19 protein-coding genes, 1 tRNA gene and 1 pseudogene are annotated in these 14405 nt (G+C 64.6%); 14 read left to right on the top strand and 7 right to left on the bottom strand.

The window, feature by feature from the left end; translation table 11 throughout:
• The first annotated feature begins 79 nt into the window (after window positions 1-79).
• Window positions 80-1345, top strand: a complete 1266-nt coding sequence (gene sufD / locus KM295_RS13915) for a Fe-S cluster assembly protein SufD (protein ID WP_256030575.1) — start codon at window positions 80-82, stop codon at window positions 1343-1345.
• 41 nt (window positions 1346-1386) lie between these two features.
• On the opposite strand, the gene KM295_RS13920 is transcribed toward sufD, so the two are convergent.
• Window positions 1387-1686: a DUF7972 family membrane protein gene (locus tag KM295_RS13920; RefSeq protein WP_256030577.1), complete on the bottom strand. Its 300-nt coding sequence runs from the start codon at window positions 1684-1686 to the stop codon at window positions 1387-1389.
• A gap of 118 nt (window positions 1687-1804) precedes the next feature.
• Here KM295_RS13920 and KM295_RS13925 point away from each other — a divergent pair, with 118 nt between their 5' ends.
• The 4 genes and pseudogenes from KM295_RS13925 to KM295_RS16935 all read left to right on the top strand — a co-directional run.
• On the top strand, window positions 1805-2290 hold the full coding sequence (locus KM295_RS13925) for a ferritin-like domain-containing protein (protein ID WP_256030579.1): 486 nt from the start codon (window positions 1805-1807) through the stop codon (window positions 2288-2290).
• Window positions 2287-2724, top strand: a complete 438-nt coding sequence (locus KM295_RS13930; protein WP_256030580.1) for a metal-dependent transcriptional regulator — start codon at window positions 2287-2289, stop codon at window positions 2722-2724. Before KM295_RS13925 ends, KM295_RS13930 begins: the two co-directional genes overlap by 4 nt.
• Before the next feature lie 64 nt (window positions 2725-2788).
• Window positions 2789-2861, top strand: a tRNA-Gln gene (locus KM295_RS13935).
• A 57-nt stretch (window positions 2862-2918) separates the two neighbouring features.
• Window positions 2919-3005 (top strand): annotated as a pseudogene (locus KM295_RS16935) (glutathione S-transferase C-terminal domain-containing protein); the annotation flags it as partial.
• A 160-nt stretch (window positions 3006-3165) separates the two neighbouring features.
• On the opposite strand, the gene KM295_RS13940 reads toward KM295_RS16935, so the two are convergent.
• Window positions 3166-3852, bottom strand: coding sequence for a hypothetical protein (locus KM295_RS13940; RefSeq protein WP_256030581.1), 687 nt, complete (start codon window positions 3850-3852; stop codon window positions 3166-3168).
• Between the two features lie 10 nt (window positions 3853-3862).
• Window positions 3863-4528, bottom strand: a complete 666-nt coding sequence (locus KM295_RS13945) for a helix-turn-helix domain-containing protein (protein WP_418904810.1) — start codon at window positions 4526-4528, stop codon at window positions 3863-3865.
• Window positions 4529-4919: 391 nt separating this feature from the next.
• Here KM295_RS13945 and KM295_RS13950 point away from each other — a divergent pair, with 391 nt between their 5' ends.
• Window positions 4920-6599, top strand: a complete 1680-nt coding sequence (locus KM295_RS13950; protein ID WP_256030583.1) for a sensor histidine kinase — start codon at window positions 4920-4922, stop codon at window positions 6597-6599.
• A gap of 2 nt (window positions 6600-6601) precedes the next feature.
• Here the strand turns inward: KM295_RS13950 and KM295_RS13955 are convergent, their stop codons facing one another.
• Complete coding sequence (locus tag KM295_RS13955) at window positions 6602-6982, bottom strand: helix-turn-helix domain-containing protein (protein ID WP_256030584.1); 381 nt, start codon at window positions 6980-6982, stop codon at window positions 6602-6604.
• Between the two features lie 51 nt (window positions 6983-7033).
• Window positions 7034-7693: an alpha/beta hydrolase gene (locus KM295_RS13960; RefSeq protein ID WP_256030585.1), complete on the bottom strand. Its 660-nt coding sequence runs from the start codon at window positions 7691-7693 to the stop codon at window positions 7034-7036.
• Window positions 7694-7920: 227 nt separating this feature from the next.
• Here KM295_RS13960 and KM295_RS13965 point away from each other — a divergent pair, with 227 nt between their 5' ends.
• The 4 genes from KM295_RS13965 to KM295_RS13980 all read left to right on the top strand — a co-directional run bounded on the left by KM295_RS13965 (window position 7921) and on the right by KM295_RS13980 (window position 11278).
• Entirely contained in the window at window positions 7921-8094 is a 174-nt protein-coding gene (locus tag KM295_RS13965) for an HVO_0416 family zinc finger protein (RefSeq protein WP_256030587.1), read from the top strand.
• A 126-nt stretch (window positions 8095-8220) separates the two neighbouring features.
• Window positions 8221-10065, top strand: coding sequence for a UvrD-helicase domain-containing protein (locus KM295_RS13970; RefSeq protein WP_256030588.1), 1845 nt, complete (start codon window positions 8221-8223; stop codon window positions 10063-10065).
• A gap of 110 nt (window positions 10066-10175) precedes the next feature.
• On the top strand, window positions 10176-10688 hold the full coding sequence (locus tag KM295_RS13975) for a thiamine pyrophosphate-binding protein (RefSeq protein WP_256030589.1): 513 nt from the start codon (window positions 10176-10178) through the stop codon (window positions 10686-10688).
• The gene (locus KM295_RS13980; protein WP_256030590.1) at window positions 10685-11278 is read left to right on the top strand and encodes a thiamine pyrophosphate-dependent enzyme; all 594 of its coding nucleotides are present in this window, start codon (window positions 10685-10687) and stop codon (window positions 11276-11278) included. The genes KM295_RS13975 and KM295_RS13980 overlap by 4 nt, the downstream gene beginning before the upstream one ends.
• A 6-nt stretch (window positions 11279-11284) precedes the next feature.
• On the opposite strand, the gene KM295_RS13985 is transcribed toward KM295_RS13980, so the two are convergent.
• Window positions 11285-11515, bottom strand: a complete 231-nt coding sequence (locus KM295_RS13985) for a DUF7533 family protein (protein ID WP_256030592.1) — start codon at window positions 11513-11515, stop codon at window positions 11285-11287.
• Between the two features lie 15 nt (window positions 11516-11530).
• Complete coding sequence (locus tag KM295_RS13990; RefSeq protein ID WP_256030593.1) at window positions 11531-11812, bottom strand: DUF7533 family protein; 282 nt, start codon at window positions 11810-11812, stop codon at window positions 11531-11533.
• Between the two features lie 126 nt (window positions 11813-11938).
• Here KM295_RS13990 and KM295_RS13995 point away from each other — a divergent pair, with 126 nt between their 5' ends.
• From KM295_RS13995 to KM295_RS14010, 4 genes are all read left to right on the top strand, one after another.
• A complete protein-coding gene (locus KM295_RS13995) occupies window positions 11939-12529 on the top strand; it encodes a riboflavin synthase (protein ID WP_256030594.1) in 591 nt (196 codons plus the stop codon).
• A gap of 18 nt (window positions 12530-12547) precedes the next feature.
• Entirely contained in the window at window positions 12548-12922 is a 375-nt protein-coding gene (locus KM295_RS14000; RefSeq protein ID WP_256030595.1) for a DUF7718 family protein, read from the top strand.
• Complete coding sequence (locus KM295_RS14005; RefSeq protein WP_256030596.1) at window positions 12898-13086, top strand: hypothetical protein; 189 nt, start codon at window positions 12898-12900, stop codon at window positions 13084-13086. The genes KM295_RS14000 and KM295_RS14005 overlap by 25 nt, the downstream gene beginning before the upstream one ends.
• A 177-nt stretch (window positions 13087-13263) precedes the next feature.
• The gene (locus KM295_RS14010; RefSeq protein ID WP_256030597.1) at window positions 13264-14400 is read left to right on the top strand and encodes a 60S ribosomal export protein NMD3; all 1137 of its coding nucleotides are present in this window, start codon (window positions 13264-13266) and stop codon (window positions 14398-14400) included.
• The last annotated feature ends 5 nt before the right edge of the window (window positions 14401-14405 follow it).

The following is a 14405-nucleotide window of genomic DNA, read 5'->3' on the forward strand; positions in this document are numbered from 1 at the left end:
ACCGAAGAGTTGCCGATCGAGTACGCGGTCGAACTCAACCGGCTGATCGAACTCGAAATGGAGGGCTCGCTCGGATAACATGTCCACGCAGGTACACGCATCCATCGACGAAGCGACGGTCAGACAGATCTCCGAAGAGCTCGACGAGCCCGAGTGGCTCCTCGAGACGCGTCTCGATGCGCTTTCGGCGCTCGACGACATCGAGTTCCCGGACGTCATCCAGACGCCCGGCCGGACGTGGACGAACCTCGAGGAACTCGACTACGAGTCGCTGGTCGACCCGCTCGAGGCCGCCGAAGAGAAAGACCAGGTCGGCCCCGAAGAGATCGACGTGCTGCCGTTCGCCGAGGCGATCGAGACCCACGGCGATCTCCTCGAGGAGTACTTCGGGAGCATCGTCGACCCCGAGTCGAACTACCTGACGGCGCTGTCGACGGCGCTGTTTACGACCGGAACGGTCGTCTACGTCCCCGAGGGCGTCGACGCCGAGGACGTGACGATCCGGACGACGATGAACTCCCGGTCGCTTTTCAACTACACGCTCGTCGTCGCCGAGGAATCGTCGTCGGTGACGATCCTCGAACGTCAAGAGAGCGGTGAGGAGAGCGTTGCGCCGGAGGCGCAACGAAACGAAGGCGGTGAAACCGCCGGAGTCGACGGGAACCGCTATTACAGCGGGATCACGGAAATCGCCGCCCACGAGAACAGCTACGTCCAGTTCGGGAACCTCCAGGATCTCGACGAGACGACCTACGTCTACTCGCTGCGTGAGGCCGACATCGACACCTACGCGACGGTCAACTGGATCGAGTGCAACGTCGGTTCGCATCTGAGCAAGGCGTCCGTCGAGAGCCACCTCAACGGCGACTCCTCGGAGTCGAAGATCGTCGGCGCCTTCTACGGCCACAACGACCAGCACTTCGACATCGACGCGCGGGTGTGGCACAACGCCGAGCACACGACGGCGGATCTGGTCACGCGCGGCGTCATCGACGACGTGGCCCGGTCGGTCTACGAGGGCGTCCAGCACGTCGGCTCGGAGGCGTGGGACACCAGTTCCTACCAGCGTGAGAACACGCTGATGCTTTCGGACGAGAGCGAGGCCGACGCCTCGCCGAAGCTCATCATCAACAACCACGACACCGAGGCCTCCCACAGCGCGACCGTCGGGCAGGTCTCGGCGACGGACATGTTCTATATGACCTCCCGGGGGCTCAGCGACCGGCTGGCACGGAACATGCTCGTGGAGGGCTTTTACGTCCCGGTCTTCGAGGAGATCGAGGTCGAAGAGCTCCGTGAAGACCTCCGAAGTCGGATCCAGGATCGGCTGCAGGCCCGCGAGTAACGCGCGTCGCTTTTCGATTCGATTTCTTTTCGGCGACGGTGCTAACGTGCATAACGGTCGATCTCTCGGTCGGTCTCCCGGAGGGTGAACGGGCCGATAGAGTGTGCTCGCTCGGTCACCGTCGCAACGGGAAGCACGTCGAAAGCCGTATCGACCGAGTCGGAGTCCAAGAGCGCGACCCCGGCCGGACCCACGAGCGAGACACCGACGAGCGCAACAATAATCAGCCCGACGATACCGGTCGTCATGTATCGACGGTCGGTGTCCAACAGGGGGTACAGCACGAACGTGTTCAGGGCCGAGCGCTCGCGCATCCTGTTTGCCGACTCGTCGTCCGACATACGTACCGACCCGTCGGGAGCGGACAAAAACGGCGCGGCGAGGGGAACTTCTTAAGTCGCCACGGTGCCGAGCCGTGAGTATGCCCGACGTACGATCCGCCGACCAAGGGGTGGGGCGATGAGTCTCACACAGCCGGTCGCGTCGGACCACCAGCTCGCGCGATTGCTCCAGATAGGGATGGTGCTCGAGGAGGTCGTCGAGGCCCGCGCCCACAACCACTACGAGGCGCTCGGCGACGACGAACTCGACGCCGAGATCGTCGCCCTGCTGGAGGACGCCGCCGAAGAGTCCGGCGAACACCGCCGACGGCTCGAGGCGCTCGTCGACGAACTCGACGCCGATCCGATCGCCTACGAGGAGATCGAACGGCTCGTCTCGGCCCGTTACGAATCGGACACGGACTTCGACGGCGTGCTGTACGATCAGCTGTGTAACGAAGAAACGGCCTACAAGTTCTACGACGACCTGATCGCCGCGATCGAGGGATCGGACATCGAGTTCACGATCGGTCGTGATCGCCTGCTCGCCGTCCTCGAGGAGATCAGAGCCGAAGAGCGCGAGGGCGTCGAGGAAGTCACCGAACTCATGGAGCGACGACGATGAACACGCAGGCACAATACCTCAAAACGATCTACCTCGTCCAGGAGGAAGCCGACGGCCCCGCCTCGACCGGCGCGATCGCCGACCGGGTCGGCGTCAGCCCGGCCAGCGCGAACGAGATGATCGGCAAACTCGAGGAGCGCGGGCTCGCCGACCACGAAAAATACAAGGGTGTTTCGCTGACCGACGAGGGGATCAGTCGGGCCCGTGACGCCCTGCAGACCTACTGTATCATCGAACGGTTCCTCTGGGAGGTGCTCGAAGTCGAGGACTTCCAGGCGGAGGCCCGCCAGCTCGAGAGCGTCATCGACGAGACGGTCGCCGAACGCCTCGATACGATCATCGACCGGCGGGACTGCTGTCCGGACTGTTTCGATGCCGAGACCGACGCCTGCGAGTTGCTCGAACTCGAGGTCCCCTCCGAACCGGCCGACTGACTCCGGGAAGGCGATCCGAACGAAGGGTAACGCTATTGTGCGGGAAGGGCATACCGATCGATGCAGCCCCGTGGTGTAGCGGCCAATCATAGCGGCCTTTGGAGCCGTTGACGGCGGTTCGAATCCGCCCGGGGCTATCTATCCTCCATTTGTATTACGTAAGCGAGCAAGACCGGGACGACATCATGGCGTACGAGGTGCTCGCCGACCAACGATACCTCGCCGACGACCGGTTAACCCTCACGGACGTGCGGATGTTTCCGACGCTGGTTCGCTTCGATGAGACCGTGAGCCCCACCGTGCAGGGCTCACAACACGAACCCTACGAGGCCGAGATCGAGAGCGGTGGTAACGAACCCGAAAACGTCGACGCCTCCTGCACGCGTCATACGGCTGGGTGGGTACTACAGGTATATCGGCGAGATGTGTTCCTTCTTTCTATCAGAGTCTGTCGAATTGGGTTCGCAAGAACTGAATCAGGTCGTCGATGTTGTCCTCTGGGAGTTCCTTCTGTTGGAACACGCCCCTGAACGAGTCCGCGAACTCGTCGCTTTCGAGTTCCGCCAGCACGCGTTCGATTTGCTCGGCCAACTGGTTCGGATTCCCGCGATGGATGTGTTGTTCGATGCTGTCGAGATCTGCCTCGGCGCCGACGATCACCAGATCCCGTGCATCCGCGAGCCGACCGCTGTGGAGTTTGAGCGCGAACAGCAGTTCCGGCTCGGGAATCCGAGCCATCATGCCCTCCGCTACTTCGAGAGACTCGACGACGCTGTGTTCGTGGAGACAGCGGTACGACCATTCCGCATCAGTCTGCCGACAGCGAAGTGCGCCGACGAGTGCGTCAAATTCGACCGCGTAATCGCCAACCGGTTTTTCGTACCGGACGATTCGCCCCTCGTACACGTTTGCCACGTCGTTATCGAACGCTTTGCTGTACCCCAACTCGATGAGGAGGGCGTCGTACGCATCGCGTTCTGTTTCAGGGATCACCATATCGACATCAGTAGTGAACCGGGTCTGAAACGCCGAGATTGCCCATCCTCCGACGAGTACGTACGACAGTTCTTCGTCCTGTACGGCGCGGTGTGCGTCGATGAGTTCGGCTTGACGCTCTTGGAGGCTCATTATGGGTCGTTCAGTCGGCAGTCATCTGGTTATGATGACTCGCGTCGATGTCGACGTCGTGTTCGTCGGCGATCATCTCCAACGCCGGTTCGTACGCCGGCCGGGTCTCCATCATCTGACTGACCGCGTCGTCCAACGGAATCACGGGATTGCCGTCGACCCACTCGACGTCGATGTCCTTTGCCTGCGGGAACAAGACGTAGTGGACGCTCCCGTCAACATCGGCCGCGTCCGGGCGTTCTCCCAAAGTAGTGTCGACCCCGAACCGCTCGACGAACTCGATCCACCGATCGACGTCGCGCTCGTGAACCTCGATAAACACGGGGTAGTCGTCGTGGCCTCTGGCGATCTGGAACCCCCCGTGCGTCCAGACGTAGGCGGCATCGATCTCCGTGTAGGCGAACTCCATCCCGGCGAAGTGGAGGATCACGTACGCGTCCTCCTGTGAAACTTCGTCGCGGGTGTACAACGTTCCCATCATCTCCTCGTAGCGCCGACGCATCTCGTAGTCACGGATTCGAACTCCGCTATCTGTATAACAGATAATTTCTTGGTCGTCCAATCGATTGATCCAGTCGTAGACCCACGAATACGATGTACCGATCTTATTCGAGATTCGGTTGATAGAATCCCCACACTGTGCCGACAAGACGATTTTCGCAGCGGTGGGATTCATGAAATCGGTTGTCGTCATCGTCCATCTAGTTATCTTGAACGAGATGATAACTGATGAATCTATCGGCGGATCCTGAATATAGAAAGAAACGGTTTACAGGCGGTCGAGGCGAATGCCCCGATGCTTGCTCGTGGTCTTCAGGAGTTCGGTCTGGGAGGGGCCGAAGTGACGCCCGTGGGGACTGCGACCGCTGTGGGAACCGACGAAGACCGCCCTCCGTCGGTTCCTGCAAGTCGCGTCATCGAAACGGAAAGCCTCGGGGTCGTACGGAAATCTTTGATTTCCGTGATGACGAGACGCTCTGCGTCTCGAACCACTTGACCCCGAGACGGTTCACGCGTTTCACCGAGCCACAGGTATATACCGATCCGGGCGAAAAACGGGTCATTACATGGCGTCGAACGACGACAGCCAGGGGCCTCCGGAGATCCCATCGGAACTCCCGTTCGAGCTGCTCCTGGCCGAGGCCCCGTTCGGCGTGCTCGTCATCGATTCGACCAGTACGATACGGTACACGAACGAGGCACTGACTGACACGCTCGGGTACGAGCCCGCGGCGCTCGTCGGCGAGTCGCTGACGCGGCTGATCCCCAGCCGGCTGCAGTCCTCCCATCTCGAGGCGTTCGAGGCGTACTTGGAGAGCGGTCAGCGCCACCTCGATTGGGATCAAATCGAGCTGTCGGCGGTCCACAGCGCGGGCCACGAGGTCCCGGTCGTCATCGCCATCCAGGAGACGCCGACCGAAGACAAAGACCTCTTTACCGGTATCGTCGTCGACGTCTCCGAGCAGTCCCGTCTCGAACGGGAACTCGAAGCGAACGTCGACGTTCTGCACGAACTCTACGTGATCGCCTCCGATTCGACGCTGTCGTTCGAACAGCGCCGACAGAGCGTCCTCGAACTCGGCTGTCGCTACCTAGATCTCCCCTACGGGTTCGTCACCGAGATCACGTCCGCCGAGCAGACGATCGTCGACGCCGTCGGCGACCACGAACTCCTCCAGTCCGGCGAGACGTGCCCGATCGAGGAATCGTACTGCCGGCGGACGATCGAGGGGGACGGGTTCCTCGCGGTCGCAAACGCCGTCGAGGAGGGCTGGGAGGAGGATCGGGCCTACGAGCGGTTCGGGCTGGGAAGCTATATCGGCGGCAAGCTCGTCGTCGACGGGGGACTCTTCGGGACGCTCTGTTTCGCCTCGCACGACCCCCGCGGTCGGCCGTTCTCCGACAGCGAACGGACGTTCGTCGAACTGGCGAGCCGGTGGCTGGGGTACGAGATTCAGCAGCGCCGCCAGCGTCGGCAGCTCGAACGGCAGAACGACCGGCTCGATCGGTTCGCGAGCCGGGCCTCCCACGACCTCCGGAACCCGCTTTCGGCCGCGAAGGGACGGCTCGAACTCGCCCGTGAGCGACACGAGGGCGACGAGGACATCGAGGCGGCCCTCGAGGCGATCGCCGACGCCGACGCCCGCATCGACGAGACCCTCGAGTTCGCCCGGCTCGGCGGGGCCGTCACCGATCCACAGCCGGTCGCCCTCGCCGAGGCCGCCCGGGTCGCGTGGGAGCGGGCCGGCGAGGCGACGGCGACGATGACCGTCGAGGACGACATCGAGATCCGCGGGGACCGCGATCGGATCGAACGGCTCCTCGAGAACCTGTTTCGGAACAGCGTGGAGCATGGCTCCACGAGCAGTCGGACACAGTCCGACGACAGCGTCGAACACGGTTCGACGAGCAATCGGCCGCAGGCCGATGACAGCGTGGAGCACGGCTCCACAGGCAGTCCGACGGAGTCCGACGACGCCGTCGAACACGCCGGAACCGGTGTCACTGTCCGGCTCGGCGGGCTTTCGGACGGCACCGGCTTCTACGTCGCCGACGACGGCCCCGGCGTCCCCGAAGACGACCGCGAGACGGTTCTCGGATCCGGCTACACGACGAGCGAGGAGGGCAGCGGCTTCGGGCTGGCGATCGTCACGGAGATCGCGGCCGCCCATGGGTGGGACGTCCGGGTCATCGAATCCGCCGCGGGCGGCGCGCGTTTCGAGATCGTCGACGTGACCGTGTCGTAAGGTCAGCTCCGGGGGAACTCCTCGATCCGCTCGTGGACGTAGGCGGCCCACTCGTCGAGCGTCTCGTGCATCAGCTCGCGGGCCTCCTCCGGCGGCGTCGCGCGGTACTGGTAGACGTGGCCGCCGCTGTCCAGAAGCCGGCGCCGGCGGTCGGCTAATCCCTTCTCTATGAGCGTCGTCAGGCCGCGGTTGACGTTGCTCCGGTCGCGGTCGACGGCATCGGCGAGTTCGGCGACGGTGCTGTCCGGTGCGTCCAGAAGCTCCAGATACAGGCGTGCCTCGTGGTCCTGAATCCCGAACACACACCGGAGTACCTCCTCGAGTCCCGGCTCCGAGCCGAGCATCAGATCGCGGAAGCGCGAGGGGTCCGGATCGGGTTCCATGAGTGTCCTTGGAAGCCGCGGGTGGATAAAGCCATCTGCCCCGACACAGGCTCAGTATCGGTCCTCCAGCCATCGGACCACGTCGGACACTTCGGCCGGCGTGGTCCCGTGGCCGACGTCGTAGGTCTCGAAGCGGACCTCGGCGCCGCCGTCCGCGAGCGTTTCGGCGGCATGTTCGGCCCGCCCGGGCGGGATCACCTGGTCGGCCGATCCACAGCCGACGAAGACCGGCTTTCCCGCGGCGTTTCCGGCGTCGTCTTCGTGCGATTCCGCGAGATAGCCGTTGAGCGCGACGACCCACCGATAGGCGTCGGGTCGCTCGAGGAGCGCGGCGAGGCTCGTGATCGCACCCTGGCTGAAACCGAACAGTCCGATCCGGTCGGGATCGAGACCGTGGGCCTCGACGGCCTCCCCGACGAACTCGTGGAGGCGATCGAGGCTCGAACGGAACCCATCCGGGTCGGGCTGGCTGGCGTGGAGACCGCCGGCCGAGAGATCCAACTCGTACCACGTGTAGCTGTCCGGGCCGCGCATCCGGTTCGGGGCCCGGACGCTCAGCACGTGAAGCTCCTCCGGCAACCGGGCGGCGATCGGGAGAAGGTCCCGCTCGTTTGCCCCCCGACCGTGGATCAAAACGACGGCCGGCGCGTCCGATCCGGCCGTCCCGGGACGGCTCCGGTGGTCGAGCGAAAGTTCCGTTGTGACATCCATAGCCGCGGTACGGTCGCGCCGAGTAAAAGCGGCCGGTATAGTAGCCGGTAGAAGTCAGTACAGATCCACTCGCGAGTGTCCGGCCTGCGTGGCTGTCGCTGGCCATCCTGCTGTGAGTAGTGTGTAAACAGTTCTACTGACTACTATAACCAGTGTGCTACGGGACCATTCTCCATGATAGTAATTACCACAGGACTTATTAGCGTGCTTATCGAACGCTATCGTGTATGGCGACCGCAAACGAGAACGATATCTTCGACGAGTTCCTGCACGAGCGGGGTCACGACCACGAGGAAGCCTCCTGGGAAGAGGATTATAACAAGAAGCGCTGTCCGGACTGCGGTGGCCTCCACGACCTCGACGCCGCGACCTGTTCCGTCTGCGGCTGGCGGCCGAACTGACCTTTTTGCGGCCGTCCCGTCCCCTGGACGGGCTTCGAAAGCATACGTTTCACCGGTCTCCGAGCAGCCGATACGCCCGCCGTCTCAAACACGTATTTTATACTTGTGGGCGGCATTACGCGAGTAATGGCTGATTCCACCCACGTCACTCGGCTCTTCGGGGGACCGGGGAGCGGGAAGACGACGGCGTTACTCGACCGCGTCGACGGGATGCTCGAGGACGGCGTCGAGATGCGTGACATCCTCGTCGTCTCCTACACCCGTGCGGCCGCCGCCGAGGTGCGCGAACGGCTGGCCGAACGGCTCGATCGCTCGCCCAAGTCGCTCCGGGGCAACGTCTGTACGATGCACGCGAAGGCCTACGAACTCCTGAACCTCTCGCGGGGCGACGTCGTCGGCGAGAACCACAAGGAGACGTTCTGTGAGGAGTACGGCCTCGAATTCGAGGACGAGAACAAATCCGCCCGGCGACGGTCGGCCCGGTCGACGACGCTCGGCAACAAGATCATCGCCACCTCCCAGTGGCTCCAGCGGACCGAACGCGACGTCGCCGACTGGTACGACGTCCCCTTCAAGTGGAACGAAGAGGAGGTCCGGCTCCCGCCGGAGATCGACGACCGCGCCCAGACCGGCAACAAGTACACGCCGACGTGGTCCTCCGACGACGACCGCGTCGACATCCCCGAGGCGATCCGCGCGTGGCGGAGCTACAAGGGCGAGGAGGGGATCGTCGGCTTCGCCGACATGCTCGAACGCGTCCAGCAGCGCTCTCTGGTCCCCAGCGTCGATCACCTCGTCATCGACGAGTTTCAGGACATCACGACCCTACAGTACGGGGTCTACGAGGAGTGGAAACCCCACGTCGAGTCGGTTCTCATCGCCGGCGACGACGATCAGGTCGTCTACGCCTGGCAGGGCGCCGACCCGAACCTCCTTTTGGACGAGGGCGTCGACGACGACGTCGTGTTGCCCAACAGCTACCGGCTCCCCTCCCGGATCCTGAACGTCGTCAACACTCAGATCAGCCACATCGAGAAACGGCAGGACAAGGACCTCAAACCGCGCAAGCAGGGCGGCTCCGTCGAGGCCGTCCGGTCGCCGTCGATGATCGATCTCGTCCGGAACGTTCGGATGACGATCGACGAGGACGAGGAGGGCAGCGTCATGTGTCTGTTCCGGGCCCGCTATCAGATGTTCCAGTTCATGGACGAGTTCATCGGCGAGGGGATCCCCTTCACCGCGCTGACCGACCAGCGGATGTGGACCGACCGGCTCCGGGGGTACGTCGAGGGGATCGAGGCGCTGTCCGACGGGGAGCCGATCGACGGCCTGCAGGCCAGACGGCTCGGGGAGATGCTCGCCGACAGCGCCTTCGGCACCGGCGAGCGGGACGACTATTTCGAGGCCCTGGAGGAACTGGAGGATGCGGAGGGCGTCGAGGACCTCACCGACCTGGAGGTCGATCCCGCGTTCGTCGACGACCACGCGCCCTTCGCCCCGGGGCCGGCCTCGGCGGCCGACATGCTCACCCGGGTTTCGAACTTCCAGGAGCGGTCGGTCGACGCCTATTTCAGCGGCGATTACCGCGGCGCCGATCCCGAGCGCGTCCGGCTGGGTACGATCCACTCCGCGAAGGGCCGGGAGGCCGATCACGTCTTCGTCGCGACCGACCTCACGGAGAAGGTCGTCGAGCAGATGGCCGCCTCCGTCGAGGATCCCGAGGCCGTCCCCGGCGTCACCGAGTTCACGAAGCGCTCGGATCCGGTGCCGACGATGACCGACAACGAACGGCGCGTGTTCTACGTCGGGATGTCCCGCGCCCGCGAACGGCTCGTGTTGCTTGAGGGCCTCGTCGACGGCGCGCCGACGCTGCCGATCGACGTGCTGTTGTACAACGAACTCGTCGACAAGTCCCTGGAGGACGTCCTCGCCGAAGCCCAGGAACACGGCGAGGAACTCAAAGCGGACTGAGCGACGGGCACGGGTCCGGGGACGCGACACCAGTAGCTTGATTAGACCGCCCGCGCACTTGCTCGTATCCCGTCTCGACCGGCGCGAACCGGGAGACGGGAGGCGCACACATGACCTGGATCGACCAAGCGATCGACGGACTCAAACGGACGAACATCGAGCTGATCGCGTACCTCCCCGATACGACGATATCGCCGCTCATCGAGGCGACACAGGACGATGACGCCTTCGAGACGGTGCTCGTGACCAGAGAGGAGGCGGCCGTCGGCGTGCTCTCGGGCGCCTGGCTCGGCGGCAGACGCGGCGCCCTGCTGTGTCAATCGAGCGGGCTCGCGAACACGTTCAACGCTTTGGCCTCCCTGAGCGTCCCCGCCCGGCTCCCGTTTCTGGGGATCGTGACCCGACGCGGCGATCTGGGGGAGTTCAACCTCGCACAGGTGCCCGCCGGGTACAACATGCCCGGGCTGCTCGATGAGCTGTCCGTCCGCAACCACTCGGTCCACGACGCCGAGGACGTCGACGACCGCGTGGAGATGGCGGCCGAAAGCGCCTTCTCGACGGAGACGCCCTACGTCCTGCTCTTGGAGACGACTGTGACCGGCTACAAGGAGGAATCAAAGTGACGGGGGAAGACGAACGCGACGACGGCGACGAAGGCCGGGCCGACCAGTTCGTCTGCACGGCGGCCGTCCTCGACGTTACCCCGGACGTCGTGGCCGTCTCGAACCTCGGGGTCGCCTCCTACGTCCTGGCGGGCGTCGCGGACCGCGAGCGGAACTTCTACCAGTGGGGCAGCATGGGCGTGACGACGCCGACGGGGCTCGGGCTGGCGCTGGCCGTCGACGATCCGGTCGTCGTCTTCGAGGGCGACGGCTCACTTTTGATGTCGCTGGGCGTGCTCTCGACGCTTGGCGCCGTCGATCCGCCCAACCTTACGGTCGTCGTCTGGGACAACGCCATCTACGGTACGACCGGCGGCCAGCCGAACCACTCCGCCTCGACGGACTTCGTCGGCGTCGCCGAGAGCTGTGGCGTCCCCGCGACCCGCGTCCGAAGCGAGGACGCCTTCGAGGACGCCTACCGGGCGGCGACGGAGCGCGACCGGACCGAACTCATCGTCTGTGCGGTCGAGCCGGTCGATCCGGACACCCGCCCGCCGTTCGATTTCGCCCACATCAAACGGCGCGTCCGGGAGGAACTCGCCGGCGAGTAGCCCCCGTCACTCGCCGCTACGGATATCCTTCAGCCGCCGGAGCCGTCCGACGGTCCGGTCGGTCAGCCGGACGTAGACGTACTCGCTGAGGGCGACGAGCCCGACCGCAGCACAGAGAAAGAGCGCGCCGAAGAGGTATCGCCCCTCGAGCAGGCTGGAGACGCCCACGATGCCGACGGGCCCGGCGACGACGAGCGTCGCCGCGAGCTGGAGCGTCCGGACGATGCCGATGGCCATACCCGTCCTTTTCGTTCAGTGCTTATAGGTCTCCCCGTCCTCGTCCTCGCCCACTCTGTCCGCGTCGCCTTCGTCACCGTCGTCGGGTGCTTTGACCGCCACGTCGGCGACGGTATCGGCGACGATTCCCTTCAGGCTCGGTCGGAAGTAGCCGCCGGCGACGAGCGCGACGGCGATCACGAGGAAGCCGGCCCCGACGATCGGCCGGTCGCCCAGAAGGAACTCGACTCCCAGGAGGCCGATCGGCGCCGCCAGTACGACCGTCCCGAAGAGCCCGATCGTATCGAGCAGGTTCATGCTGTATTGGCCTCCGAACCGGCGGAACGAAAAGGCGTTCGTCTCCGCTCCGCCTTCGGCCGTCGCGGCCGGCGTCCCCGACCCTGATGACGACAGCCTTTCGGCCCCGCCGCTCCAACCCGGTGTATGTTCACCGGGATCGTCGAGACGACCGGCGAGATCGTCGCTGTCGAGGACACGGCGGACGGACGGCGGCTCCGCGTGGCTGCCCCCTTCGCCGACGAACTCGAGGGCGGCCAGAGCGTCGCAGTAAGCGGGGCGTGTCTCACCGTCGAGGCGTTCGACGACGAGAGCTTCGAGCTGTTCCTCTCGACGGAGACGCTCGAACGGACGTACCTCGATAGCGTCGGGGTCGGCGACCGTGTCAACCTCGAACGCGCGCTGCCGGCCGACGGCCGATTCGACGGCCACTTCGTCCAGGGCCACGTCGACGGTGTCGCCGAGGTGACCGAGATCGAGCGGGTCGGCGAGGACTGGACCTTCGGCTTCTCGCTGCCGGCCGACCTCCGGCGCTACGTTGTCGGGAAGGGCTCGATCGCGATCGACGGGATCTCCCTGACCGTCGCCGACCTCCGGGAAGGGTCGTTCACCGTCGCGATCATCCCCACGACTTATGAGTTGACGACGCTCTCCGAGAAGTCGGTCGGCGATCCGGTCCACGTCGAGGTCGACGTGGTGGCAAAGTATGTCGAGCGGTTGACCGAAGGGTATCGTTGAGATCCGCGTTCTGAAGAGATGAGTGAGAAACCGCGAGAGTACGACCGCGAGTACACAACGCGGACAGGAACGACCATCCGACGGCGACTTGGCTACTCGCACAACCACGGCAAGGTGAAGCGGTTCGTAGTGCAACTGGAGTACCTGCACGAAGGGGACTGGACGCCAGTCGTCCGCTACGACCACGATCCCGAAAGCGACCACGGCCACGACGTGACCGACGAAGGCTTGCACATCGACGTGTACCGGGATGGCGAGAAGTACCGGCAGGAGTACGTCGCCCCGCCGATGCCGGCCAGCGTCGCGCTCGACTTCGCCGAAGACCATTTAGCGGAGAACACCCAACGATTCACAAGGAGATTCGAGGAATGGCACGAGATCAGGAAGCAGTGAGCGACGAAGAGTTAGAAACACTCTGTGAGGAAATGGAGGATCAACGCGAGGAACTACGCGAGGCGCTGGCAGAAGACCTCGGTGGGGAACCGGAGGATTACAACGCCGAGGAGTACCTCAACGACCGCGCTGGCGAGCCTGTGGCCGATGGCGGCGAATCTTGACATCCTACGTCCGACCGATCGGCTGTCTACCCCACGGCTTCAGCTGTGGGCTTTCCCCTTGATATCGCTGTAACCCCGTTTCACCGGCGTTCGAAACTGCCAGTCCTAGTCGTCCCCACTCATACCGACCGCCACCACAACGGGCTTTTTAACCGCCTCGGGCGGCTACCCCCGCCAATGAGTTCCGGGTCACGGTCGGGGATGTTCTGTCCGCAGTGCGGCGATCCGATCGAACGCTCGCCGGAGATCGATCTGCCCGGCGGGCCGAGCGATCCCGACGCCGTGCTGTGTGACGACTGTTACTTCGAGGCCTTCGAGTTCGTCGACGCGCCCGAACGCATCGAGATACGTGTCTGCAGCCGGTGTGGTGCGCTCCATCGGGGCAACCGGTGGGTCGACGTCGGCGCGCGCGATTACACCGACGTCGCGATCGAGGAGACCGCCGACCGGCTGGGCGTCCACGTCGACGCCGAGGGCGTCGAGTGGGGCGTCGAACCCGAACAGGTCGACCAGAACACCATCCGGATGCACTGTCTGTTCACCGGCCGGGTCAGAGAGACCGATCTCTCGGAGGAGGTGACGGTCCCGGTCTATATCGCAAGAGAAACATGCGACCGGTGCGGCCGGATCGCGGGCGATTACTACGCGAGCATCGTCCAGGTCCGCGGCACCGACCGGACGCCCACGGCCGCCGAAAACGACCGCGCGATCGAGATCGCCGAGGCCTACATCGCCGACCGCGAGGCGACGGGCGACAGAAACGCCTTCATCACCGAGACGACCCGGACCGACGACGGCGTCGATATGAAGATCTCGACGAACCAGATGGGCCAGGGGATCGCAAAGCGGATCGTCGAAGAGCTAGGCGGGGCCGTCTCGGAGGCGCCGACGCTCGTCACCGAGGACGGCGACGGCAACGAGGTCTACCGTGTCACCTTTACGGTCCGATTGCCGCCCTACACGCCAGACGACGTGGTCGATCTCGACGACGGCGACGGGCCCGTCCTCGTGACGAGCGCCCACGGCAACCTGAAGGGGCGGCGGCTCGCGACGGGCGACCGCTACGAGGCCGACTTCGAGGAGGGGATCGCCCCCGACGCGCGCAAGATCGGCGAGCGGGCCGACGCCGAGCGGACGACGCTCGTCGCAATCGAAGACGAACACGCCGTCCAGATCCTCGATCCCGAGACCTTCGAGTCGAAGACGGTCCCCCGGCCGTCGTATCTCGATCCCGACGCCGAGTCGGTTCTCGCCCTCAAACACCGTCGGGGGCTGCACGTGCTGCCGGAGCCGGACGCCGCGGACGGGGGGTAAGCGCA

Source organism: Natronomonas aquatica, from assembly GCF_024449025.1.
Lineage (GTDB): Archaea > Halobacteriota > Halobacteria > Halobacteriales > Haloarculaceae > Natronomonas > Natronomonas aquatica.